The organism is Streptomyces sp. NPDC002776 (assembly GCF_053592195.1).
On record NZ_JBSFVG010000017.1, the window covers coordinates 119,061 to 140,329 of the forward strand.

At 70.6% G+C, this 21,269-nt stretch carries 18 protein-coding genes; 14 read left to right on the plus strand and 4 right to left on the minus strand.

Annotated features, from left to right (window positions below; translation table 11 throughout):
• Positions 1–30: 30 nt before the first annotated feature.
• Together ACWD11_RS28840 and ACWD11_RS28845 are read right to left on the minus strand one after the other, a co-directional pair.
• Positions 31–2,415, minus strand: coding sequence for an MFS transporter (locus ACWD11_RS28840; RefSeq protein ID WP_389420741.1), 2,385 nt, complete (start codon positions 2,413–2,415; stop codon positions 31–33).
• Positions 2,416–2,563: 148 nt separating this feature from the next.
• Positions 2,564–3,007, minus strand: a complete 444-nt coding sequence (locus ACWD11_RS28845) for an SRPBCC family protein (RefSeq protein ID WP_389420740.1) — start codon at positions 3,005–3,007, stop codon at positions 2,564–2,566.
• A 136-nt stretch (positions 3,008–3,143) separates the two neighbouring features.
• Here ACWD11_RS28845 and ACWD11_RS28850 point away from each other — a divergent pair, with 136 nt between their 5' ends.
• From ACWD11_RS28850 to ACWD11_RS28865, 4 genes are all read left to right on the plus strand, one after another.
• A complete protein-coding gene (locus ACWD11_RS28850) occupies positions 3,144–4,181 on the plus strand; it encodes an Rv2578c family radical SAM protein (protein WP_389420739.1) in 1,038 nt (345 codons plus the stop codon).
• 135 nt (positions 4,182–4,316) lie between these two features.
• Entirely contained in the window at positions 4,317–5,876 is a 1,560-nt protein-coding gene (locus ACWD11_RS28855; RefSeq protein WP_451286462.1) for an alpha/beta hydrolase, read from the plus strand.
• A gap of 50 nt (positions 5,877–5,926) precedes the next feature.
• Positions 5,927–6,325: a RidA family protein gene (locus ACWD11_RS28860; RefSeq protein WP_451286464.1), complete on the plus strand. Its 399-nt coding sequence runs from the start codon at positions 5,927–5,929 to the stop codon at positions 6,323–6,325.
• A 20-nt stretch (positions 6,326–6,345) separates the two neighbouring features.
• Entirely contained in the window at positions 6,346–6,849 is a 504-nt protein-coding gene (locus tag ACWD11_RS28865; protein ID WP_451286511.1) for an N-acetyltransferase family protein, read from the plus strand.
• A 56-nt stretch (positions 6,850–6,905) separates the two neighbouring features.
• Here ACWD11_RS28865 and ACWD11_RS28870 read toward each other — a convergent pair whose 3' ends face one another.
• Positions 6,906–7,481 (minus strand): adenylosuccinate lyase, encoded by a 576-nt coding sequence (locus tag ACWD11_RS28870; protein WP_389420736.1) that lies wholly within the window; start codon positions 7,479–7,481, stop codon positions 6,906–6,908.
• A 382-nt stretch (positions 7,482–7,863) separates the two neighbouring features.
• Between ACWD11_RS28870 and ACWD11_RS28875 the strand changes: the two genes are divergently transcribed.
• From ACWD11_RS28875 to pssA, 9 genes are all read left to right on the plus strand, one after another.
• A complete protein-coding gene (locus ACWD11_RS28875) occupies positions 7,864–9,669 on the plus strand; it encodes a 3-hydroxyacyl-CoA dehydrogenase family protein (protein ID WP_451286466.1) in 1,806 nt (601 codons plus the stop codon).
• A 118-nt stretch (positions 9,670–9,787) separates the two neighbouring features.
• Positions 9,788–10,618 (plus strand): TetR family transcriptional regulator, encoded by an 831-nt coding sequence (locus tag ACWD11_RS28880; protein WP_389420734.1) that lies wholly within the window; start codon positions 9,788–9,790, stop codon positions 10,616–10,618.
• Positions 10,619–11,015: 397 nt separating this feature from the next.
• Positions 11,016–12,353, plus strand: a complete 1,338-nt coding sequence (gene ccrA, locus ACWD11_RS28885; protein WP_451286513.1) for a crotonyl-CoA carboxylase/reductase — start codon at positions 11,016–11,018, stop codon at positions 12,351–12,353.
• 10 nt (positions 12,354–12,363) lie between these two features.
• Positions 12,364–14,391, plus strand: a complete 2,028-nt coding sequence (locus tag ACWD11_RS28890; RefSeq protein ID WP_389420733.1) for a protein meaA — start codon at positions 12,364–12,366, stop codon at positions 14,389–14,391.
• Entirely contained in the window at positions 14,388–15,404 is a 1,017-nt protein-coding gene (locus ACWD11_RS28895; RefSeq protein ID WP_389420732.1) for an HpcH/HpaI aldolase/citrate lyase family protein, read from the plus strand. Before ACWD11_RS28890 ends, ACWD11_RS28895 begins: the two co-directional genes overlap by 4 nt.
• A gap of 5 nt (positions 15,405–15,409) precedes the next feature.
• The gene (locus tag ACWD11_RS28900) at positions 15,410–15,922 is read left to right on the plus strand and encodes a MaoC family dehydratase (RefSeq protein ID WP_031136470.1); all 513 of its coding nucleotides are present in this window, start codon (positions 15,410–15,412) and stop codon (positions 15,920–15,922) included.
• 2 nt (positions 15,923–15,924) lie between these two features.
• The gene (locus ACWD11_RS28905) at positions 15,925–17,139 is read left to right on the plus strand and encodes an acyl-CoA dehydrogenase family protein (RefSeq protein ID WP_451286469.1); all 1,215 of its coding nucleotides are present in this window, start codon (positions 15,925–15,927) and stop codon (positions 17,137–17,139) included.
• A gap of 170 nt (positions 17,140–17,309) precedes the next feature.
• A complete protein-coding gene (locus tag ACWD11_RS28910; RefSeq protein ID WP_389420730.1) occupies positions 17,310–17,966 on the plus strand; it encodes a phosphatidylserine decarboxylase in 657 nt (218 codons plus the stop codon).
• A gap of 22 nt (positions 17,967–17,988) precedes the next feature.
• Positions 17,989–18,807 (plus strand): CDP-diacylglycerol--serine O-phosphatidyltransferase, encoded by an 819-nt coding sequence (gene pssA, locus ACWD11_RS28915; protein WP_389420810.1) that lies wholly within the window; start codon positions 17,989–17,991, stop codon positions 18,805–18,807.
• 71 nt (positions 18,808–18,878) lie between these two features.
• On the opposite strand, the gene ACWD11_RS28920 is transcribed toward pssA, so the two are convergent.
• Positions 18,879–19,997, minus strand: coding sequence for a glycerate kinase (locus ACWD11_RS28920; protein WP_451286515.1), 1,119 nt, complete (start codon positions 19,995–19,997; stop codon positions 18,879–18,881).
• A gap of 192 nt (positions 19,998–20,189) precedes the next feature.
• Between ACWD11_RS28920 and ACWD11_RS28925 the strand changes: the two genes are divergently transcribed.
• The gene (locus ACWD11_RS28925; RefSeq protein ID WP_451286471.1) at positions 20,190–21,263 is read left to right on the plus strand and encodes an ADP-ribosylglycohydrolase family protein; all 1,074 of its coding nucleotides are present in this window, start codon (positions 20,190–20,192) and stop codon (positions 21,261–21,263) included.
• Positions 21,264–21,269 lie beyond the last annotated feature (6 nt).

The following is a 21,269-nucleotide window of genomic DNA, read 5'->3' on the forward strand; positions in this document are numbered from 1 at the left end:
CCCACGCCCCGGCGCGCGCCCCCGCGCTCCTCAGTCCTCGTGCCCCAGCTGAAGGTCGCGTTCCGTGCGGCCGCCGCCGGCCACCTGGAGCACGGTGGCGACCGGCGGATACCCCGCGGCGATCACCGTGTACTCGCCGGAGGACAGGTCGACGAACCGGAACGTGCCGTCCGGTCCCGTGATGAGCGTGTCGACGACATTCCCGGCCGCGTCCAGCAGCGTCACACGTGCGTCCTCCACGGGCCTGCCGCCGCTCGCCCGGACCGTCCCGCGCAGCACGGCGCCCCCGGCGAGTTCGATGTCCTGCCGGGTCTCCCGGGCCGCCTGCACGGTGACGGGGAGCGCGGCGGGCCGGAAGGCGGGCGCGCTCGCGGCGAGGGTGTACTCACCGGCCACCAGCTCGGTGATGACGTAGCCGCCCTCGCGTCCGGTGCGGGTGCTGGCGACGACCTCGCCGTGGACGTCGGTGAGCGTGACGGTCGCCTCCCGTACGCGGCTGCCGTCGGCGGTCACCACGGTGCCCGTCAGGCGCCCGGCGCCACCGAGCACCACGTCCACCTCGACCGGGCGTTCGCCGACGGTGACGGAGACGGCCTGCGGCTGGTGTCCGCCCGCCGCGGCGATCAGGACGTACGCCCCCGGTCCGGCCGTGGACAGCGCGTACCGCCCGTCCTCGCCGCTGGCGCCCCGGCCGATCTGCTGTCCGACGGCGTCGATGAGGGTGAGCGCCGCGCGCGGGACGGCGGTGCCGTCGGGGTGCTGAACCGTGCCGCACACGGGGATACCGGCCGCGTGCGGTGAACGGGCGCCCGGAACGACGGCGTCGACGGACGCGGGCCCGGTTTCGGCGGTGGGGTGGGACACCAGGGGTTTCTCCTTGAGGAAGAAGGCGAGGAGCAGGCCGAGGGCGAGCACCGGCACGAGGTAGAGGAAGATCCTCGGCATGGCGTCGGCGTAGGCCTGGATGTAGTCCTCGCGCAGGGCCGGGGGCAGCGCGTGGACCACCTGCGGGGTGATGGACTCGGGGTCGGGCAGCCCGGCGCCCGCGGACGTGGGCAGCCGGTCGGCGAGCGCGTCGGTGAGCCGGTGGGCGAAGAGGGTGCCGAAGATCGCGGCGCCGACCGAGCCGCCGATCTGCCGGAAGTAGTTGCTGGCGCTGGTGGCGGTGCCGAGGTCGGTGGGGCGCACGGAGTTCTGCACGGCGAGGATCAGCACCGGCATCACCATGCCGATGCCCGCGCCGAGGACGGCCATCCAGACGCTGTAGTGCAGCCGGGGCGTGTCGGCGTCGAGCCGGGACAGCAGCCACATGCCGACGACGGAGAGGGCGCCGCCGAGGACGGGGTGGAGCTTGTAGCGGCCGGTGTGGCTGATGAGCTGTCCGGAGAGGATGGAGGCACCGACGATGCCGCCCATCATGGGCAGCATCAGCAGCCCCGACTCGGTGGCGGACGCCCCGTCGACCATCTGCAGGAACGTCGGCAGATAGCTGGCGGCGCCGAACAGGGCGACGCCGATCACCAGGCCCACCAGGCCGGTGACGACGAAGACGGAGTCCCTGAACAGCCGCAGCGGGATGAGGGGTTCGGGGGCGAAGTGCTCGGCGACGAGGAAGAGGACGGCGGATGCCACCGCGCCCGCGCCCAGCCCGAGGATGACGCGCGAGTCCCAGGCGTGCTCGGTGCCGCCCCAACTGGTCAGCAGGACCAGGCAGGTGGAGGTGGCGGCCAGCAGCAGCGCGCCGAGGATGTCGAGGCGGGGTTTGGCGGTGGGCTTCGGCAGCTTCAGCACGACGGCGATGACGGCGAGGGTGACGAGCCCGAAGGGGACGTTGATGTAGAAGCACCAGCGCCAGGAGAGATGGTCGGTGAAGTAGCCGCCGAGCAGGGGGCCCGCGACGGAGGCCAGCCCGAAGACGGCGCCGATCAGGCCCATGTAGCGGCCGCGCTGCCGGGGCGGCACGATGTCGGCGATGATCGCCTGCACCCCGATCATGAGCCCGCCCGCGCCGACGCCCTGGACGGCCCGGTAGGCGATCAGCTGGTCCATGGTCTGGGCCCGTCCGGCGAGCGCGGAGCCGATGACGAAGACGACGATCGCGAACTGGAAGACGCCCTTGCGGCCGAGGAGGTCGCCGAGCTTGCCGTAGACCGGCAGGCCGATGGTGGAGGTGAGCAGATAGGCGGTGATCGTCCAGGACATCCGGTCCAGGCCGTGCAGCTCGCCGACGATCTTCGGCAGCGCGGTGGCGACGATCATCTGCTCCAGCGCGGCCAGCAGCAGCGCGAGCATCAGCCCGACGAAAACCAACCGCACCCGGCGCGGGCCGAGTTCGACGAGCGCCGACGGGGCCGGTGCGGGGGTCTTGGGGGGTGCCTCGACCGCTCGGTCCTGCACCAGAGTCGTCCCGCCCACGTCCCGCTCCCCTCGCCGCACCTGCCACGCAATTCCCGCTTATGGCGACAACTGCGAGCAAGCGCGACGAGTTACGGCAGAACGGTACGACGGGGGTGGATCCACTCGATCCGGTGAGCGGTGTCAACGCCCCCCGGACACCGGGGACTTACTTCTCGACCTCGGCGGCGAGCTTGTCGAGCAGGGCGTCGTAGATCCGGCCGAGGCCCTTGGGGGCGAAGGTCTTCTCGAAGAAGCCGCCGATACCGCCGGCGCCCTGCCAGGTGGTGGTGACGACCACCCGGGACCTGTCCTCGCCGGCCGGGGTGACGCGCCAGGTGGTGACCATGGAGGAGTTGCGGTCCTTCTCGACCAGCTCGCCGTCGGTGGGCTCGGTGACCTCCAGCAGACAGTCGCGCACCCGCTTGCTGGTGGCCTGCAGCTTCCAGTGCACGAGGGTGCCCTCGCCGTCGCCGCCCTCGCGCACCTCGTACTCGCTGAAGTGCTCGGGCAGCAGCTTCTCGCGGGTGCCGCTGTAGTCGGCGAGGGCGTCGAACACCTTCTCCGCGTCCGCCGCGACGACCCGCTCCGTAGTGGCCTCGACCTGCGCCATTGAGTTCCTCCGTGAGGTGAATTGCTCGGGGATCGGGGGCAAGCCAACCACTCCGCGACCCGGCCGCCCAAATCGAGGTCGCACGATCAAGGGAACATGTGTTCTATTCTGTGGTCAGTGCTATCGAGGAGGCCTCATGCGCTGGGAGAACCTCGCCCTGGAGTCCGACCACAGCCGGGCCGACGCCGCGCTGTTCGGCGCCGACGCGGTGACCACCCGTACCTTCGACACCCCCGAGTTCCGCGGGATCACGTTCCACGAGATCCGCGCCCGCTCGATCATCAACCGGGTGCCGGGGGCCTCCCGTATGCCCTTCGAGTGGACGGTCAACCCCTACCGGGGCTGTTCGCATGCGTGTGTGTACTGCTTCGCGCGCAAGACGCACAGCTATCTGGACCTCGACACCGGGCTCGGCTTCGACTCCCAGATCGTGGTCAAGGTGAACGCCCCCGAGCTGGTGCGCCGCCAGCTCGGCTCCCGGCGCTGGCTGGGCGAGCACATCGCGATGGGCACGAACGTCGACTGCTATCAGCGGGCGGAGGGCCGCTACCGCCTGATGCCGGGCATCATCGGCGCCCTGCGCGACCACGCCAACCCCTTCTCGATCCTGACCAAGGGCACGCTCATCCTGCGCGACCTGGAGCTGCTGAAGCAGGCGGCGGCGGTCACCGACGTCGGCATCTCCGTCTCGGTCGGCTTCACCGACGCCGAGCTGTGGCGCACCGTCGAGCCGGGCACGCCCGCCCCCGAGCGGCGCCTGGAGGTCGTCCGCACGCTGGGCGAGCACGGCATCGGGTGCGGGGTGCTGATGGCGCCGGTCATCCCGTTCCTGAGCGACTCGCCGGCCCAGCTGCGGGCCACCGTGCGGGAGACAGCCGCCGCCGGGGCGACCTCGGTGACCCCGCTGGTGCTGCATCTGCGGCCCGGCGCCCGGGAGTGGTTCATGGCCTGGCTCGAACGCCACCATCCCTGTCTGGTGCGCCGGTACGAGCGGCTGTACGCGGACGGCGCCTACGCCCCGAAGTGGTACCAGCGCCGGATCACCCGTCAGGTGCACGAGCTGGCCGAGGAGTACGGCATCGGCCCCACGCGCGCGGGCATGCCGCGCCGGATCCGCGAGCCCGAACCGGCCGGGCCCCAGCCGGCCGAGCCGGTGCAGCTCTCCCTGATCTGAGAGCATCCGAGCGCAACAACCGACCCAATTGGGTCAAGTATCGCCAGAACACGTTCTTCCGGGCGGCCTTTCCGGGACGATGCGGCGTGGACCGTGACCCTCGCGGTCCGCACACCTCCGTCCTGGGAGGACTCGATGAGAAAACGCGCAGCCGTGCTGTGCGGTGCGGCCGTCGTCGTGGTCGGGACGTTCACGGCCGTCCCCGCCGAGGCCGGCGTGCCGAAGCCGGCTCCGAAGCTCACCTGGAAGAGCTGCGGCACCACCACCTATCCGACGCTCCAGTGCGCCTCCCTGAAGGTGCCGCTCGACCACGCGAATCCGCACGGGGAGCAGATCACGCTCGCCCTGTCGCGCGTGCCGCACACCGCGAAGAAGTACCAGGGCCCGCTGCTGGTCAACCCCGGCGGCCCCGGCGGCAGCGGCCTGACCCTCGCCGGGTTCGTGGCGAAGACGCTGCCGAAGGCGGTGGCGGCGCAGTACGACGTGATCGGCTTCGACCCGCGCGGGGTCGGCAAGAGCAAGCCCGCCCTCGACTGCAAGCCCGGCCACTTCAACCCGGTGCGCCCGGACTCGGTGCCCAGCACCCCGGCGCTCGAGAAGGCCAACCTCAGCCGCGCGCAGTCCTTCGCGAAGGCGTGCGGCGACAAGTACGGGCATCTGCTGCCGTACATCAACACGCTCAGCGCCGTACGGGACATGGACCGGATCCGGCACGCGGTCGGCGCCGAGCGGATCAACTACTTCGGTTACTCGTACGGCACGTATCTCGGCGCGGTCTACGCCAAGCTCTTCCCGGAGCGCGTGCGGCGGCTGGTCCTGGACTCCGTGGTGGATCCCACGGGTGTCTGGTACGAGAACAACCTCGCGCAGGACCACGCCTTCAACGACCGTCACCTCGCCTTCATGGCGTGGGTCGCCAAGCACCACGCGACCTACAAGCTGGGCACCGACCCGGCGAGGATCGAGGCCAAGTGGTACGCGATGCGGGCCGCGCTGGCGAGGAAGCCGGCCGGCGGCACGGTGGGCCCCGCCGAGCTGGAGGAGACCTTCCTGCCCGGCGGTTACTACAACGGCTACTGGCCGCATCTCGCCGAGGCGTTCGCGGCGTACGTGGGCGACAAGAACACCGATCCGCTGGTGGAGGCGTACGAGAACTTCGCCGCCGTGGACGCGGCGGGCGACAACGGCTACAGCGTCTACACCTCCGTCCAGTGCCGGGACGCCCAGTGGCCGCGCGACTGGGAGCAGTGGCGTGCCGACAACTGGGCGGTGTACGCGAAGGCGCCGTTCATGACCTGGAGCAACGCCTGGTACAACGCGCCCTGCGCGTTCTGGCCCACCGACTCACTGGAGCCGGTGAACGTCGCCAACGGCAAGCTGCCGCCGGTTCTGCTGTTCCAGGCGACCGGGGACGCGGCGACGCCGTACCACGGCGCCGTGACGGTGCACCGGATGCTGCACGGCTCCAGCCTGGTGGTCGAACAGGGCGGTCAGAACCACGGCATCTCACTGAGCGGGAACGCCTGCCTGGACCAGCACTTGGCGGCGTATCTGACCGACGGCACGGTGCCGCGCAGCGGCGGTGAGGTGGACGCGGTGTGCGACGCGCTGCCCGACCCGAAGCCGCTGACCCCGGCGTCGTCCTCGTCCTCGCGGGGCGCGACCCTGCACGGCCTGCTCGGCTTCCGCGGCTGACTCCCCGCTCGGGGGCGGGCGTTGTCAGACCCATGGTCCACCATGGACGCATGAGTGAGCTGACCAGGATTCCCGCCCCCGACGGCGTGGCCGCCGCGCCGCAGTACAGCCATGTGGTCATGGGCACCGGCCGCTTCGTGGCCGTCGCCGGCCAGCTGCCGCTCGACGAGTCGGGCGAGCTGGTCGGCGCGGGCGACCCGGCCGCGCAGGCCCGTCAGGTCTTCGAGAACCTGCGGCGCTGCCTGGCCGCCGCCGGGGCGACCTTCGACGACGTCGTCAAACTCACCTTCTTCGTCACGGACCTGGCGGACCTGCCCGCGATCCGCGCGGCCCGCGCCGAGCACATACCGGACGACCGTCTGCCGGCGGCGTCGGCGGTGCAGGTGGCGGCTCTGGTGCGGCCGGAGTGCCGGATGGAGATCGAGGCGTTCGCGGTGGTGGCCGAGTGACGGACATCCGCCTGCGGGACATGGTGTACGCCGACTGCGACCGCGTCGCCGAGATCCGCGTCGGCGGCTGGCGCACCGCCTACCGGGGGCTGCTGCCGCAGGGCTACCTCGACGGTCTCAGCGTCGCGGAGGACGCCGAGCGGCATCGTGCCCGCTTCACCCAGGGCGACGGCGGCGCGGTGAACCTCATCGCCGAGCGGCACGGCGGCACCGTCGGCTGGGCCTGCCACGGCCCCTACCGAGCCGAAGACCTCCCCGGTGAAGACGCCGAGCTGTACGCGATCTACGTCGACCCCGGCCGGTACGGCGCCGGGATCGGTCAGGCCCTCCTCCAGGAGTCGATACGCCGGTGCGCGGCCGCCGGGTACCCGCGCATGCTGCTCTGGGTCCTGAAGGAGAACACCGGCGCCCGCCGCTTCTACGAACGGGCCGGGTTCCTCCCCGACGGCGCCGAGGAACCCTTCGAGGTGGACGGCGTGCTGGTCCCGGAGGTGCGGTACGCCAGAGAACTCACCGCAGCGTGAGCCTCCGCGCCCATCACTGCCTGCACCTCCGCGTCACCGCTGTCTGCACCTCCGCGTCACCGCTGTCTGGGGATCCGTGCCAGCGCCCGCACCGCCGCCTCCGCGAGCGCCGGATGGGCCAGCGCCTCGCTCAGCACGGTCCGGGCCCGGGTGTCGCCGAGCGCGCCGAGACCTTCGACGCAGGCGAGCGCCACCCGGCGGTACGGGTCGTGCGGGCGCAGCCGTCGCTCCAGGGTGGTGATCAGCGCGGGAACGGCCTCGGGGGCGCGCAGTTCGACCAGCAGCCGGACCGGGTGCAGCGCGTAGGCGACGCGCAGTTCGTTCGTGGCGAGCGCCGCCGCCGCCCGGGCCGTCCGCGGATCGCCGAGCCGGGCCAGGGCGTAGGCGGCGGACGAGCAGCGTTGCGGGTCACGGTGGTTCAGGAGCAGGACCAGGGCTTCGAACGCCCGCCGGTCCCCCGCGAGTCCGAGCCGGAACGCGGCCAGCTCCCGGGCCCACAGCGACTGCCCCGGTGCGGTGAGGACCTCGGCCAGTTCGTCCCGGTCCGCGATGCCCGCCAGCCGCTCGAAACGCGGGCCGCCGCCCGACTCCCGCCGTAAGCGCTCCGTGAGTGATCGCAACTCTTCGTCCATGGCATCGAGCCTATGGGCGCGTCCGTCGCGTCGGGACCTACATCACAAAGACGGTGAAGGACGGAGACTGGCGCGCTCGTTACCGGCCGGTTAAGCTCAGACGAGCGAGGTAACCCCCTCGCGTTCCACCCGCGGTGGCCTGGTGACGCAGCCGCCGCGGAAGCTGTCGGTTCGGTATCTCGGATACCGCAGTACGACTCGGCCACGGGACAGGGCCGGTCGGGCAGGACCGTTCACCGGACGTGTGCACGTCCGCGTCGACGGCACCGGGCGTGTGCGCAGGTAGCCCGGACCACACCCGCATCTCTCACGCACCCGGTGCGCCGCTTCGGCGCACCCGGGCCGCGCTCCCAGTCGTCACCCTCATTCCTGGAGTCCCGCGATGGCCACTCCCCCGTCCGACACCCCTCTGTCCCCGATCCGGACCGTCGCCGTCATCGGCCTCGGCACCATGGGCACCGGTATCACCGAGGTCCTCGCCAAGGCCGGCCGCGAGGTCGTCGGCATCGACATCAGCGAGGCCGCGGCAGCCCGGTCGGTGGCCGCCCTGGAGGCCTCCACCGCCCGCGCCGTGGAGCGCGGCAGGCTCACCGGGCAGGAGCGCGCCGACGCCCTGGCCCGGGTGCGCACCTCCACCGACCTGGCCGCGGCGGCCGACGCCGACCTGGTGATCGAGGTCGTGCCGGAGTCGTACGAGATCAAGCAGCAGATCTTCCGCGCGCTGGACGGGATCGTGCGCCCCGAGACGATCCTGGCCACCGGGACCAACGCGCTGTCCGTCACCCGGCTCGCCGCCGACTCGGCGCGTCCCGAGCGGGTGCTCGGGCTGCACTTCTTCAACCCGGCCCCGGCGATGAAGCTGGTCGAGGTCGTCTCCTCGGTGCTGACCGCGCCCGCGGCCGTCACCGCCGTCACCGACCTCGCCCTCGACCTCGGCAAGGAGCCGGTCGCGGTGGGCGACCGGCCCGGATTCGTCGCCGACGGACTGCTGTTCGGCTACCTCAACCAGGCCGCCGCGATGTACGAGGCCAAGTACGCCTCCCGCGAGGACATCGACGCCGCCATGCGGCTCGGCTGCGGCCTGCCCATGGGCCCCCTCGCCCTGCTCGACCTCATCGGCATCGACACCGCGCGCACCGTCCTGGACGCCATGTACGCCGAGTCCCACGACCGGCTGCACGCCCCCGCGCCGATCCTCAAGCAGCTCAGCGAGGCGGGCCTGACGGGCCGTAAGACGGGCCGCGGCTTCTACACCTACGAGGCGCCGGGCAGCGCGACCGTCGTGCGGGACGCCCTGACCCCGCTGGAGGACTCGGTCCCGGTGCCGGGCCGCGAGGTCCGCTCCGTCGGCGTCGCCGGTTCCGGCACCATGGCCTCCGGAATCGCCGAGGTCTTCGCCAAGGCGGGCTACGACGTCGTCCTCGCCGCCCGCAGCGAGGAGAAGGCGCAGACCGCCAAGGCCCGCATCGGCAAGTCCCTGTCCCGCTCGGTCGACAAGGGCCGGATGACCGCGGAGGCCGCGGCCCAGACCCTGGACCGGATCACCCCGGCGGGCTCCTACGACTCCTTCGCCGAGGTCGACCTGGCCGTCGAGGCGGTCGCCGAGGACCTGGAGATCAAGCAGCAGCTGTTCGCCACCCTGGACAAGGTCTGCAAGCCCGGCGCGGTGCTGGCCACCACCACCTCCTCGCTGCCCGTTGTCGCCTGCGCCCGCGCCACCTCGCGCCCGCAGGACGTGATCGGCATGCACTTCTTCAACCCGGCCCCGGCGATGAAGCTGGTCGAGGTCGTCCGTACCGTCCTGACCGCCGACGACGTGCACGCCACGGTCCGCGAGGTGTGCGGCCGGATCAGGAAGCACGCGGTGGACTGCGGCGACCGGGCCGGATTCATCGTCAACGCGCTGCTGTTCCCGTACCTGAACAACGCGATCAAGATGGTGCAGGAGCACTACGCCACGCTCGACGACATCGACGCGGCGATGAAGCTGGGCGGCGGCTACCCGATGGGCCCGTTCGAGCTCCTGGACGTGGTCGGGCTCGATGTGTCGCTGGCCATCGAGAAGGTTCTGCACCGCGAGTTCCGTGACCCGGGCCTGGCTCCGGCGCCGCTGCTGGAGCATCTGGTGGCCGCGGGCTGCCTCGGCCGCAAGACGGGCCGCGGCTTCCGCGAATATGCCCGCCGGTGACCGTCCCGGCGACTGGTTCCGCGTAGGCGAGGACTGGGGCGGACTGCTCGACCCCGCGGCCGCTCCCCCGCCCGCCCAGGGCGGGGGAAGCCCGGGACCTGCGCACCGTCCTGCGCAGATGCAGTACGTTCGGGTCATGCCCCAGCCCGCCAGGTCTTCACGTACACCAGCCACGCCCGATGCACCGGAAAGTGCCGCAGGCAGTCGCGCGGCCGCCCAGCGGCTCAAGATGCGCCGAGAACTGGCGGCCGCGGCGATGGAGCTGTTCTCCACCAAGGGGTACGAGGCGACCACCGTCGACGAGATCGCGGCCGCGGCCGGGGTCGCGCGCCGCACCTTCTTCCGCCACTTCCGCTCCAAGGAAGAGGCGATCTTCCCGGATCACGACGACACCCTGATCCGTGCCGAGGCGGTCCTCAACGCCGCCCCCGCGCACGAGCATCCGCTCGACACGGTGTGCCGCGGCATCAAGGAAGTCATGCGGATGTACGCGGCCCGCCCGGAGATCTCGGTCGCCCGGTACAAGCTCACGCGTGAGGTGCCCACCCTGCGCGAGGCGGAGATCGCCTCGGTGGCCCGCTACGAGCGTCTCTTCACCCGCTACCTCCTCGGCCACTTCGACGAGCACGCGCACGACGACGACGCCAACGACGACCCGCTGCTGGCGGAGGTCGCCGCGTCCGCCGTGGTCACCGCCCACAACCATGTGCTGCGGCGCTGGCTGCGGGCGGGCGGCCAGGGCGATGTGGAGGCCCAGCTGGACCATGCCTTCGCGATCGTCCGCAAGACCTTCGGCAGCGGCATCGGGGCCGGCCGGACGGCCACCACCCCCCAGCCGGCCGCGGCGACGGTCTCCGCGCAGGGCGAGGTCCTGGTGACCGTCGCCCGGACCGACGCCCCGCTGGACCAGGTGATGCGGACCATCGAAGAGGCGCTCAAGGAGCGCTGAGGCCCGCCGCGAGGACCCTTCGCCACTGTGATGACGGCCACCCCCCGGGGTGGCCGTTTTGGCATGTCAGAGCAGGTTTTTCGGCTTCTTTCAGCCCCCGTTCGATCGATCATCGCTCATCTGTTACGTAAAGATTTCACCTGAGAGCAACTTCTGGCACTCAGTGCCTTGCGGCCTGACACGCGGTGTCATACGTTCGAGGTGTCCGGCCTGTCCCGACGAGCCCAACGGCTCGCGCGCCGGACGCCTGCGTCACAGGCACCCTCCCGCGCCACAAAGCGCCGCCGCACCGCACCACACGCCGAACCGACGGCACCCACCCACATCCTCAGCAGTACCGACGTAACCCTCAGCGTCCCCCCTCAGGACGCGTATCGCCGGAGGCAACACCGTGACCGTGAAGGACATCCTGGACGCGATCCAGTCGCCGGAATCGACGCCGGCCGACTTCGCCGCTCTGCCGCTCCCCGAGTCGTACCGCGCGATCACCGTGCACAAGGACGAGACGGAGATGTTCGCGGGCCTCACGACCCGCGACAAGGACCCCCGCAAGTCGATCCACCTGGACGACGTGCCGGTGCCGGAACTCGGCCCGGGCGAGGCCCTGGTGGCCGTGATGGCCTCCTCGGTCAACTACAACTCCGTGTGGACCTCGATCTTCGAGCCGGTGTCGACGTTCAGCTTCCTGGAGCGCTACGGCAGGCTCAGCGAGCTCACCAAGCGCCACGACCTGCCGTACCACATCATCGGCTCCGACCTCGCGGGCGTCGTCCTGCGCACCGGACCCGGCGTCAACGCCTGGACGCCCGGTGACGAGGTCGTCGCGCACTGCCTCTCCGTCGAGCTGGAGTCGTCCGACGGCCACAACGACACCATGCTCGACCCCGAGCAGCGCATCTGGGGCTTCGAGACCAACTTCGGCGGCCTCGCCGAGATCGCGCTCGTGAAGTCCAACCAGCTGATGCCGAAGCCCAAGCACCTCAGCTGGGAGGAGGCCGCGGCCCCCGGCCTGGTCAACTCCACCGCCTACCGCCAGCTGGTCTCCCGCAACGGCGCCGGCATGAAGCAGGGCGACAACGTCCTGATCTGGGGCGCCAGCGGCGGACTCGGCAGCTACGCCACGCAGTTCGCGCTGGCCGGCGGCGCCAACCCGATCTGTGTGGTGAGCAGCCAGCAGAAGGCGGAGATCTGCCGCGCGATGGGCGCCGAGGCGATCATCGACCGCAACGCCGAGGGCTACAAGTTCTGGAAGGACGAGAACACCCAGGACCCGAAGGAGTGGAAGCGCTTCGGCAAGCGCATCCGCGAGCTCACCGGCGGGGAGGACATCGACATCGTCTTCGAGCACCCCGGCCGCGAGACCTTCGGCGCCTCCGTCTACGTCACCCGCAAGGGCGGCACCATCACCACCTGTGCCTCGACCTCGGGGTACATGCACGAGTACGACAACCGCTACCTGTGGATGTCGCTGAAGCGGATCATCGGCTCGCACTTCGCCAACTACCGGGAGGCCTGGGAGGCCAACCGGCTGATCGCGAAGGGCAAGATCCACCCGACGCTGTCGAAGGTCTACTCCCTGGAGGACACCGGCCAGGCCGCGTTCGACGTGCACCGCAACCTCCACCAGGGCAAGGTCGGCGTGCTGTGCCTGGCCCCCGAGGAGGGCCTGGGCGTGCGCGACCAGGAGATGCGCGCCAAGCACCTCGACGCCATCAACCGCTTCCGCGACATCTGAGGACAGCCGCATGACTGAGCGTCAGAAGGACCGGCCGTGGCTCATGCGAACCTACGCCGGTCACTCCACGGCCGAGGCGTCCAACGAGCTGTACCGGCGCAACCTCGCCAAGGGCCAGACGGGTCTGTCCGTCGCCTTCGACCTGCCGACCCAGACCGGCTACGACCCGGACCACATCCTCGCCCGCGGCGAGGTCGGCCGGGTCGGGGTGCCCGTCTCGCACCTCGGTGACATGCGCCGGCTGTTCCAGGACATCCCCCTGGAGCAGATGAACACCTCGATGACCATCAACGCCACCGCCATGTGGCTGCTGGCGCTCTATCAGGTCGTCGCGGAGGAGCAGGGTGCGGACATCACCAGGCTCCAGGGCACGACCCAGAACGACATCGTCAAGGAGTACCTGTCCCGGGGCACGCACGTCTTCCCGCCCGGGCCGTCGCTCCGGCTGACGACGGACATGATCGCGTACACGGTCTCCCACCTGCCCAAGTGGAACCCGATCAACATCTGCAGCTACCACCTGCAGGAGGCGGGCGCCACCCCGGTCCAGGAGATCGCGTACGCGATGTCCACGGCGATCGCGGTCCTGGACGCCGTGCGCGCCGGCGGCCAGGTCCCCGAGGAGCGCATGGGCGACGTCGTCGCCCGTATCTCCTTCTTCGTGAACGCGGGCGTCCGCTTCGTCGAGGAGATGTGCAAGATGCGCGCCTTCGGCCGCATCTGGGACAAGATCACCCGCGAGCGCTACGGCATCCAGGACCCCAAGCAGCGCCGCTTCCGCTACGGCGTCCAGGTCAACTCCCTGGGCCTGACGGAGGCGCAGCCGGAGAACAACGTCCAGCGGATCGTGCTGGAGATGCTGGCCGTCACCCTCTCCAAGGACGCCCGCGCGCGTGCCGTCCAGCTCCCGGCCTGGAACGAAGCTCTGGGCCTGCCCCGGCCCTGGGACCAGCAGTGGTCGCTGCGGATCCAGCAGGTCCTCGCCCATGAGAGCGATCTGCTGGAGTACGAGGACATCTTCGAGGGCTCGAAGGTGATCGAGACCAAGGTCGAGGCGCTGGTCGAGGAGTCGCTCGCGGAGATCGAGCGGATCCAGGGGATGGGCGGCGCGATGGCCGCCGTCGAGTCCGGGTACCTCAAGTCGCAGCTGGTGGCGTCCCACGCCGAGCGCCGGGCGCGGATCGAGTCCGGCCAGGAGAAGATCGTCGGCGTCAACATCTACGAGTCGACCGAGCCGAACCCGCTCACGGCCGACCTGGACGCGGCGATCCAGACGGTCGACCCCGCGGTCGAGGCCCGGGTGATCGCCGCCCTGGAGCACTGGCGCGGCACCCGCTACCAGCCCCCCTTCAACCACCCGCGCCCCTGCAAGGCGCTGGAGAAGCTGAAGGAGGCCGCCCAGGGCACCGCCAACCTCATGGAGGCCACCCTGGAGTGCGCCCGGGCCGGCGTCACGACCGGCGAGTGGGCCGGGGCGCTGCGCGAGGTGTTCGGCGAGTTCCGGGCGCCGACGGGCGTGTCCTCCGCGCCGGTCGCGGTGACCGCCGAGGAGGGCACCGCGATGGCGCTCGTCCGCCACCGGGTGGCGGAGACGGCCCGCGACCTCGGCGTCGGCAAGCTGCGCTTCCTGGTCGGCAAGCCGGGCCTGGACGGGCATTCCAACGGCGCCGAGCAGATCGCCGTGCGGGCCCGGGACGCCGGGTTCGAGGTGGTCTACCAGGGCATCCGGCTCACCCCGGAGCAGATCGTGGACGCGGCCCTCGCCGAGGACGTGCACGCGGTGGGGCTGTCCATCCTGTCCGGCTCGCACGCCCAGTTGGTGCCGGACGTCCTGGAACGGCTGCGTGTGGCCGGTGCCACAGATATCCCGGTGATCGCCGGTGGCATCATCCCGAAGGGTGACGCCGAACAGCTCCGGGCCGCCGGAGTGGCCGCGGTCTTCACCCCGAAGGACTTCGACATCACCGGGATCATCGGCCGCATCGTCGATGAGATCCGCACAGCGAACAAGCTCGACCCCCTGGAGGTCCCCGCATGACCGCCCACCCGTCGCCCGCCACCACCCTTTCAACGGGCGGCTCCGCCGCGCACCCTCCTTTTGACCGCCTTCGCCCCCGGCGTTCCTGTCTGGCGGTGCCGGGCTCGAACCCGCGCTTCCTGGAGAAGGCCCAGGGTCTCCCGGCCGACCAGGTCTTCCTGGACCTGGAGGACGCGTGCGCGCCGCTCGCCAAGCCCGAGGCGCGGCACACCATCGTCAAGTTCCTCAACGAGGGTGACTGGACGGGTAAGACGCGGGTCGTGCGCGTCAACGACTGGACGACCGAGTGGACCTACCGCGACGTCGTGACCGTCGTCGAGGGCGCGGGCCACAACCTCGACTGCATCATGCTGCCGAAGGTGCAGACGCCCCAGCAGATCGTGGCGCTGGACCTGCTGCTGACGCAGATCGAGAAGACGATGGGCTTCGAGGTCGGCAAGATCGGCATCGAGGCGCAGATCGAGAACGCGCAGGGCCTCAACCACGTCAACGAGATCGCGACGGCCTCCCAGCGCGTGGAGACCATCATCTTCGGCCCGGCCGACTTCATGGCGTCGATCAACATGAAGTCGCTGGTCGTGGGCGAGCAGCCGCCCGGTTACCCGGCGGACGCCTACCACTACATCCTGATGAAGATCCTGATGGCCGCCCGCGCCAACAACCTCCAGGCGATCGACGGCCCCTACCTGCAGATCCGCAACATCGACGGCTACCGCGAGGTCGCTCAGCGCGCCGCCGCGCTCGGCTTCGACGGCAAGTGGGTGCTGCACCCGGGCCAGGTGGAGGCGTCCAACGAGATCTTCTCGCCGTCGCAGGAGGACTTCGACCACGCCGAGCTGATCCTGGACGCGTACGACTACTACACGTCCGAGGCGGGCGGCAAGAAGGGCTCGGCGATGCTCGGCGACGAGATGATCGACGAGGCCAGCCGCAAGATGGCCCTGGTCATCTCGGGCAAGGGACGCGCCGCCGGCATGCAGCGCACGTCGAAGTTCGAGATCCCGGAGGCCTGAGCGCGATGCAGTTCGGACGCACCTACGAGGAGTTCGAGGTCGGGGCGACGTACAAGCACTGGCCGGGCAAGACGGTCACCGAGTACGACGACCACCTGTTCTGTCTGCTCACCATGAACCACCACCCCCTCCACATGGACACCAACTATGCGGAGAAGACGACGGACTTCGGCAAGAACGTCGTCGTCGGGAACTACATCTACTCGCTGCTGCTCGGCATGTCCGTCCCGGACATCTCCGGGAAGGCCATCGCCAACCTGGAGATCGAGTCGCTCAAGCACGTGGCGCCGACCTTCCACGGCGACACGGTCTACGGCCAGACGACCGTGCTCGACAAGTGGCCGTCGAAGTCGAAGAACGACCGCGGCATCGTCTACGTCGAGACCAAGGGCTACAAGCAGGACGGCACGCTGGTCTGTGTGTTCCGCCGCAAGGTGATGGTGCCGACCGAGACGTACATCAAGGAGCGCGGCGGCGAGCAGCCGGGCCGCCCCGAGCTCAAGGAGCAGGAGAAGTAGCCATGGCGCGACTCGCCCAGACCACCGGTCTGACCGACATCCAGCAGGAGATCCTGTCCACCGTCCGGGACTTCGTGGACAAGGAGATCATTCCGGTCGCGACCCAGCTGGAGCACCGCGACGAATACCCCCAGCAGATCGTCGACGGGCTCAGGGAGTTGGGCCTGTTCGGCCTGATGATCCCGGAGGAGTACGGCGGCCTGGGCGAGTCCCTCCTGACGTACGCCCTGTGTGTCGAGGAGATCGCGCGGGGCTGGATGTCGGTGTCCGGCATCATCAACACCCACTTCATCGTGGCGTACATGCTCAAGCAGCACGGCACGCAGGAGCAGAAGGACCACTTCCTGCCGAGGATGGCCGCCGGCGACATCCGCGGCGCCTTCTCCATGTCGGAGCCGGCGCTCGGCTCGGACGTGTCGGCGATCACCTCCAAGGCGGTCAAGGACGGCGACGAATACGTCCTGAACGGTCAGAAGATGTGGCTGACGAACGGCGGAACGTCGTCTCTGGTGGCCGTTCTGGTCCGAAGTGACGAAGGTCTCTCCCCCGAGGAAGCGGCCGCCAAGCCGCACAAGTCGATGACCACCTTCCTCGTCGAGAAGGAGCCCGGCTTCGGTGAGGTCCGCCCCGGCCTGACCATTCCGGGCAAGATCGACAAGATGGGGTACAAGGGGGTCGACACCACCGAGCTCATCATGGATGGCCTGCGGATTCCCGCCGACCGGGTGCTCGGCGGGGTCACCGGCAGAGGTTTTTACCAAATGATGGACGGCGTGGAAGTCGGCCGCGTCAACGTGGCGGCGCGTGGTTGCGGCGTCGCTCAGCGTGCCTTCGAACTGGGTGTCCATTACGCCCAGCAGCGCCACACTTTCGGCAAACCGATCGCCCAGCACCAGGCGATCCAGTTCAAGCTCGCCGAGATGGCTACCAAGGTCGAGGCCGCCCATGCCATGATGGTGAACGCGGCACGCAAAAAGGACTCCGGGGAGCGAAACGACCTTGAGGCTGGGATGGCGAAGTACCTCGCCTCCGAGTACTGCAAGGAGGTCGTGGAGGATGCCTTCCGGATCCACGGCGGCTACGGCTTCTCCAAGGAGTACGAGATCGAGCGCCTCTACCGTGAGGCCCCGATGCTGCTGATCGGTGAAGGTACCGCCGAGATCCAGAAAATGATCATCGGGCGCAGGTTGCTCGAAGAGTATCGACTCCAGGGCTAGATGTCCTGGTTCGGGGTGTTTTATTCGAGAAGAAGATCACACCCCGTCAACACTCTTCAGCCGCCGACTCGGCTTCCTGGCTTGCCCAGTTGTGGCCCGCGACCGGTACGATCCCGGGAAAGCCGCCGTCCCCCCTCAGTGCGCGGCATCATCCGCTACGAAGGTCATCCATGCCCCACAGCCAAACCTCTGCACCTCGCGACAGCCGGGCCGGCGTACGCCTCGCGCGCGGAGCATCGCCGTGGCTTCTCCCGACCGTCGCCACCGCAGCCCTCAGCCTGGTCAAGGCGCGCCGCTCCGGCGCCGCCAAGGCCGTGGCCGTGCCCGCCACCGCCCTCGCGGCGGGCATGCTGTGGTTCTTCCGCGACCCCGAGCGCGAGATCGCCCAGGGCCGGGTCATCTCGCCCGCCGACGGTGTGGTGCAGAGCATCATGCCGTGGAAGGACGGGCGCACCCGCGTCGCGATCTTCATGAGCCCGCTCAACGTCCACGTCAACCGCGCGCCCCTCTCCGGCACGGTGACCTCGGTCGAGCACATCCCGGGCGGGTTCGTTCCGGCGTTCAACAAGGAGAGCGAGAACAACGAGCGCGTAGTCTGGCATTTCGACACCGAACTCGGCGACATCGAGATGATCCAGATCGCAGGCGCGGTCGCCCGTCGCATCGTGCCCTACATCCCTCAGGGGACGAAGGTCGAGCAGGGTGACCGGATCGGTCTGATCCGCTTCGGCTCGCGGGTCGACATCTATCTTCCCGAGGGCGTGGAGGTCGCGGTCGAGGTCGGGCAGAAGACCGTGGCTGGGGTGACTCGCATTGACCGTGATTGATCCGGAGACACAGACGGGCTGGGTGCCCGAGGCGGACGAGGTGGACGAAGAGGAGGAGATGCCCCTCTCTCTCCGCCTCTCGATAGCGGACACCCTCACCCTCGGCAACGCCACATGCGGCTTCATGGCCGTGTACTTCACCACCACCGGCATCCTCATCCCCCACTTCACGGGGAGTGAAGAGGTCGGGATGGCGCGGCACAGCGCGGCCACGGCCGTGATCCTGATGCTGTGCGCGGCCATCTTCGACCTGTTCGACGGCCTGGTCGCGCGCAAGCTGCGCTCCTCGCCGATGGGCGCCGAGCTGGACAACCTCTCGGACCTGATCAGCTTCGGCCTCGCGCCGGCGTACTTCGTGCTCGTCTACGGCATGGTGACCGACGGGGCCCACCAGAAGGTGGCCGCGGTCGGCGCGATCGTGGTGCTGCTGGCGGTGGTGCTGCGGCTTGCGCGCTTCTCGTGCGTGACCCCGCCGAACGGCATGTTCCAGGGCATGCCCTCGCCGTTCGGGGCGCTGACCGTCGTCTCGATCGTGCTGCTGGAGCTGCCCTTCGTGGCGACGCTGCTGGCGGTCCTGGGTACGGCGTGGCTGATGGTGAGCCGGGTGGAGTACCCGAAGCCGCGGGGGCGGCTGGCGGTGGCGATGCTGGCGTGGATCGTGCTCTCGATGGGGCTGCTGGCGGCGTGGGCGTTCGAGGCCCCGAGCGGTCAGCTGCTGCTCCAGACGGGCTGCGCGCTGCAGCTGGTCATGGGCGCGGTGATCCCGCTGTTCGCCACGGCCCGCCGGGTGAACAACTTCCGCGACAACCGCCGCGAGGCGCGGGCGGCACAGCTGCCGTAGCGCCGGCACGCGAAGGGCCCCGGACCGATACGGTCCGGGGCCCTTCGCGTTTCCCCGCTCAGGCGGGGAGGTCAGCGCAGGAAGTCCTCGGCGATACGCGCGGCAGAGCGCTCCAGGATCGGCCCGGCCTCCGCGATGCACTTCTCGACGTCCGGCTCCAGGTCGGTCAGCGGGTACACGCGCCGGATCCCGGCCCGCCCCAGCGCCTCCGGGGGCAGGGCCAGCCGTCCGCACACCGCGACGACCTCCTTGCCTGCCGCCCGGGCCGCCGCGGCGACGCCGGCCGGGGCCTTGCCGTGCAGCGTCTGCTCGTCCAGGGAGCCCTCCCCGGTGATCACCAGCTCCGCGCGCTCCAGCGCCGGCGCGAAGCCGAGGACATCGAGCATGACCTCGATGCCGGGGCGGAACCGGGCGCCGAGGAGCAGCGCGCCGTAACCGATGCCGCCGGCCGCGCCCGCGCCGGGGGCGGCGGCGTGCTCGGCGGCCTCGGCGCCGATCGCGCCCTCCAGCACCTTCGCGAAGTGCGCGAGCGCCGCGTCCAGCGTGGCCACGTCGTCCGGTGAGGCGCCCTTCTGCGGGCCGTAGACCGCCGGGGCGCCCGTGGGGCCGGTCAGCGGGTTGTCGACGTCGCTCGCGAGCACCAGCTCGACCGAGGCAAGCCGCGGGTCCAGGCCGGACAGGTCGGCCGAGGCCAGCTCACCGAGCCCGCCACCGCCGGGACTCACCGGCTCGCCGTCCGCGTCCAGGAACCGCGCGCCGAGCGCGGCGAGCATCCCGGCGCCGCCGTCGGTCGTGGCGCTGCCGCCGACGCCGAAGACGAGGGTCCGGGCGCCCGCGTCCAGGGCGGCCCGCAGCAGTTCCCCGGAGCCGTACGTGGACGCCGTCAGCGGCGCGAAGACGCCCGCCGGGAGCCGCTGGAGGCCGCTGGCCTCCGCCATCTCGACGACGGCCGTGTCACCGCGCAGCGCGAACGCCGCCGTGACCTCGTCGGCGAGCGGCCCCGCGACCCGTACCTCGTGCCGCTCGAAACCGGCCGCGACCGCGGCGTCCACCGTGCCGTCGCCGCCGTCGGCCACGGGCAGCGCCTCGACCTCGACGTCGGGCACGACCTGCCGCAGCCCGGCCGTCACCCGCTCGGCGACCTGCACGGCCGTCAGCGAGCCCTTGAACTTGTCCGCGGCGATGAGCACGCGCTGTGTCACCTGTGATCCCCTTGCTCTCCGGGCCTCGCGCATGTCAAGGCCAGTCGCGCCGCTGCGACCTTAACCGCAGGACGCCCTCCCCGTCATGCACCGCCCGGTCCCTGGACGAGGTGCCCCGGAACCACAGGCCCACACCGCGCCCGGCTGTCCGTGTCCCCCGGAATCGGGTAGACCGGTCGTATGACCCCTGTGGGTATCGAGCCGGAGCTCGCCGACCGCGTGCTCGGGGGCTGGCTGGGCCGGATCGCCGGCAACATGCTGGGCAAACCGGTGGAGCACGGCGACCTGTGGACGCGGGACCGTATCGACCGCTACCTGCGGCGGGCCGACGCCCTGCCGCTCACCGACTACCTGCCCGAGCCGCCGCCCGACGAGGACGACGCCTTCGAGCTGCGCCCGGAGTGGCGCCAGTGCGTGCGCGGCCGGATCCACGGCAGCTGCCGGGACGACGACGTCGACTACGCCATCCTCGGCCTGGACCTGCTGGAGACCCACGGCTTCGGCTTCAGCACCGAGCAGGTCGGCGACCTGTGGCTGCTGCGGCTGCCGTACCTGCAGACCTTCACCGCCGAGCGGGCGGCGTACCGGAACCTCGCCAACGGGCTCAAGCCGCCGCTGACCGCCACCTACGACAACCCCTACCAGGAGTGGATCGGCGCCCTGATCCGGGCCGACATCTACGGCTGGACCTGCCCCGCGGCCCCGCGCCGGGCCGCCGGCCTGGCCCGCCGGGACGCGGTGCTGTCGCACACCGGCAACGGCGTGTACGGCGCGATGTGGGCGGCGGCGCTGGTCTCGGCGGCGTTCGCCGCGCCCACCGTCCGGCACGCGCTGACCGAGGCCCTCACCGTGATCCCGGCGAGCAGCCGCCTCGCGCGCACCGTGCGCCGGGTGATCTCCCTGCACGACACCCGGATGACCTGGGAGGACACGCTCACCACGGTGGCCGAGGAGACCGCGGGGCTCGGCTGGATCCACACCGTCCCGAACGCCGCCGTCCTCACCGCCGGGCTCCTGTACGGCGACGGCGACTTCACCCGCACCATCACGCTGACGGTCCGGGGCGGTCTGGACACCGACTCCAACGGGGCGACCGCGGGCTCGGTGGCCGGGGTGCTGACGGGGGCGGAGGCGATCCCGGCGCAGTGGCGGGACCCGCTGGAGGACACGGTGCGCAGCGCGGTGTTCGGCTTCGACGGCGTGCGGATCAGCGAGCTGGCGGAGCGGACCCTGCGGCTGGCCGGGAGCGAGTGAGGCGGT

Coding starts and splice junctions, on each gene's coding strand:
- ACWD11_RS28880 (WP_389420734.1), top strand. CDS start 9,788: ATGCAGTACGTTCGGGTCATGCCCCAGCCCGCCAGGTCTTCACGTACA.
- ACWD11_RS28900 (WP_031136470.1), top strand. CDS start 15,410: ATGCAGTTCGGACGCACCTACGAGGAGTTCGAGGTCGGGGCGACGTAC.
- ACWD11_RS28870 (WP_389420736.1), bottom strand. CDS start 7,481: ATGGACGAAGAGTTGCGATCACTCACGGAGCGCTTACGGCGGGAGTCG.
- ACWD11_RS28845 (WP_389420740.1), bottom strand. CDS start 3,007: ATGGCGCAGGTCGAGGCCACTACGGAGCGGGTCGTCGCGGCGGACGCG.
- ACWD11_RS28905 (WP_451286469.1), top strand. CDS start 15,925: ATGGCGCGACTCGCCCAGACCACCGGTCTGACCGACATCCAGCAGGAG.
- ACWD11_RS28850 (WP_389420739.1), top strand. CDS start 3,144: ATGCGCTGGGAGAACCTCGCCCTGGAGTCCGACCACAGCCGGGCCGAC.
- ACWD11_RS28895 (WP_389420732.1), top strand. CDS start 14,388: ATGACCGCCCACCCGTCGCCCGCCACCACCCTTTCAACGGGCGGCTCC.
- ACWD11_RS28910 (WP_389420730.1), top strand. CDS start 17,310: ATGCCCCACAGCCAAACCTCTGCACCTCGCGACAGCCGGGCCGGCGTA.
- ACWD11_RS28875 (WP_451286466.1), top strand. CDS start 7,864: ATGGCCACTCCCCCGTCCGACACCCCTCTGTCCCCGATCCGGACCGTC.
- ACWD11_RS28890 (WP_389420733.1), top strand. CDS start 12,364: ATGACTGAGCGTCAGAAGGACCGGCCGTGGCTCATGCGAACCTACGCC.
- ACWD11_RS28855 (WP_451286462.1), top strand. CDS start 4,317: ATGAGAAAACGCGCAGCCGTGCTGTGCGGTGCGGCCGTCGTCGTGGTC.
- ACWD11_RS28925 (WP_451286471.1), top strand. CDS start 20,190: ATGACCCCTGTGGGTATCGAGCCGGAGCTCGCCGACCGCGTGCTCGGG.
- ACWD11_RS28865 (WP_451286511.1), top strand. CDS start 6,346: ATGGTGTACGCCGACTGCGACCGCGTCGCCGAGATCCGCGTCGGCGGC.
- ACWD11_RS28860 (WP_451286464.1), top strand. CDS start 5,927: ATGAGTGAGCTGACCAGGATTCCCGCCCCCGACGGCGTGGCCGCCGCG.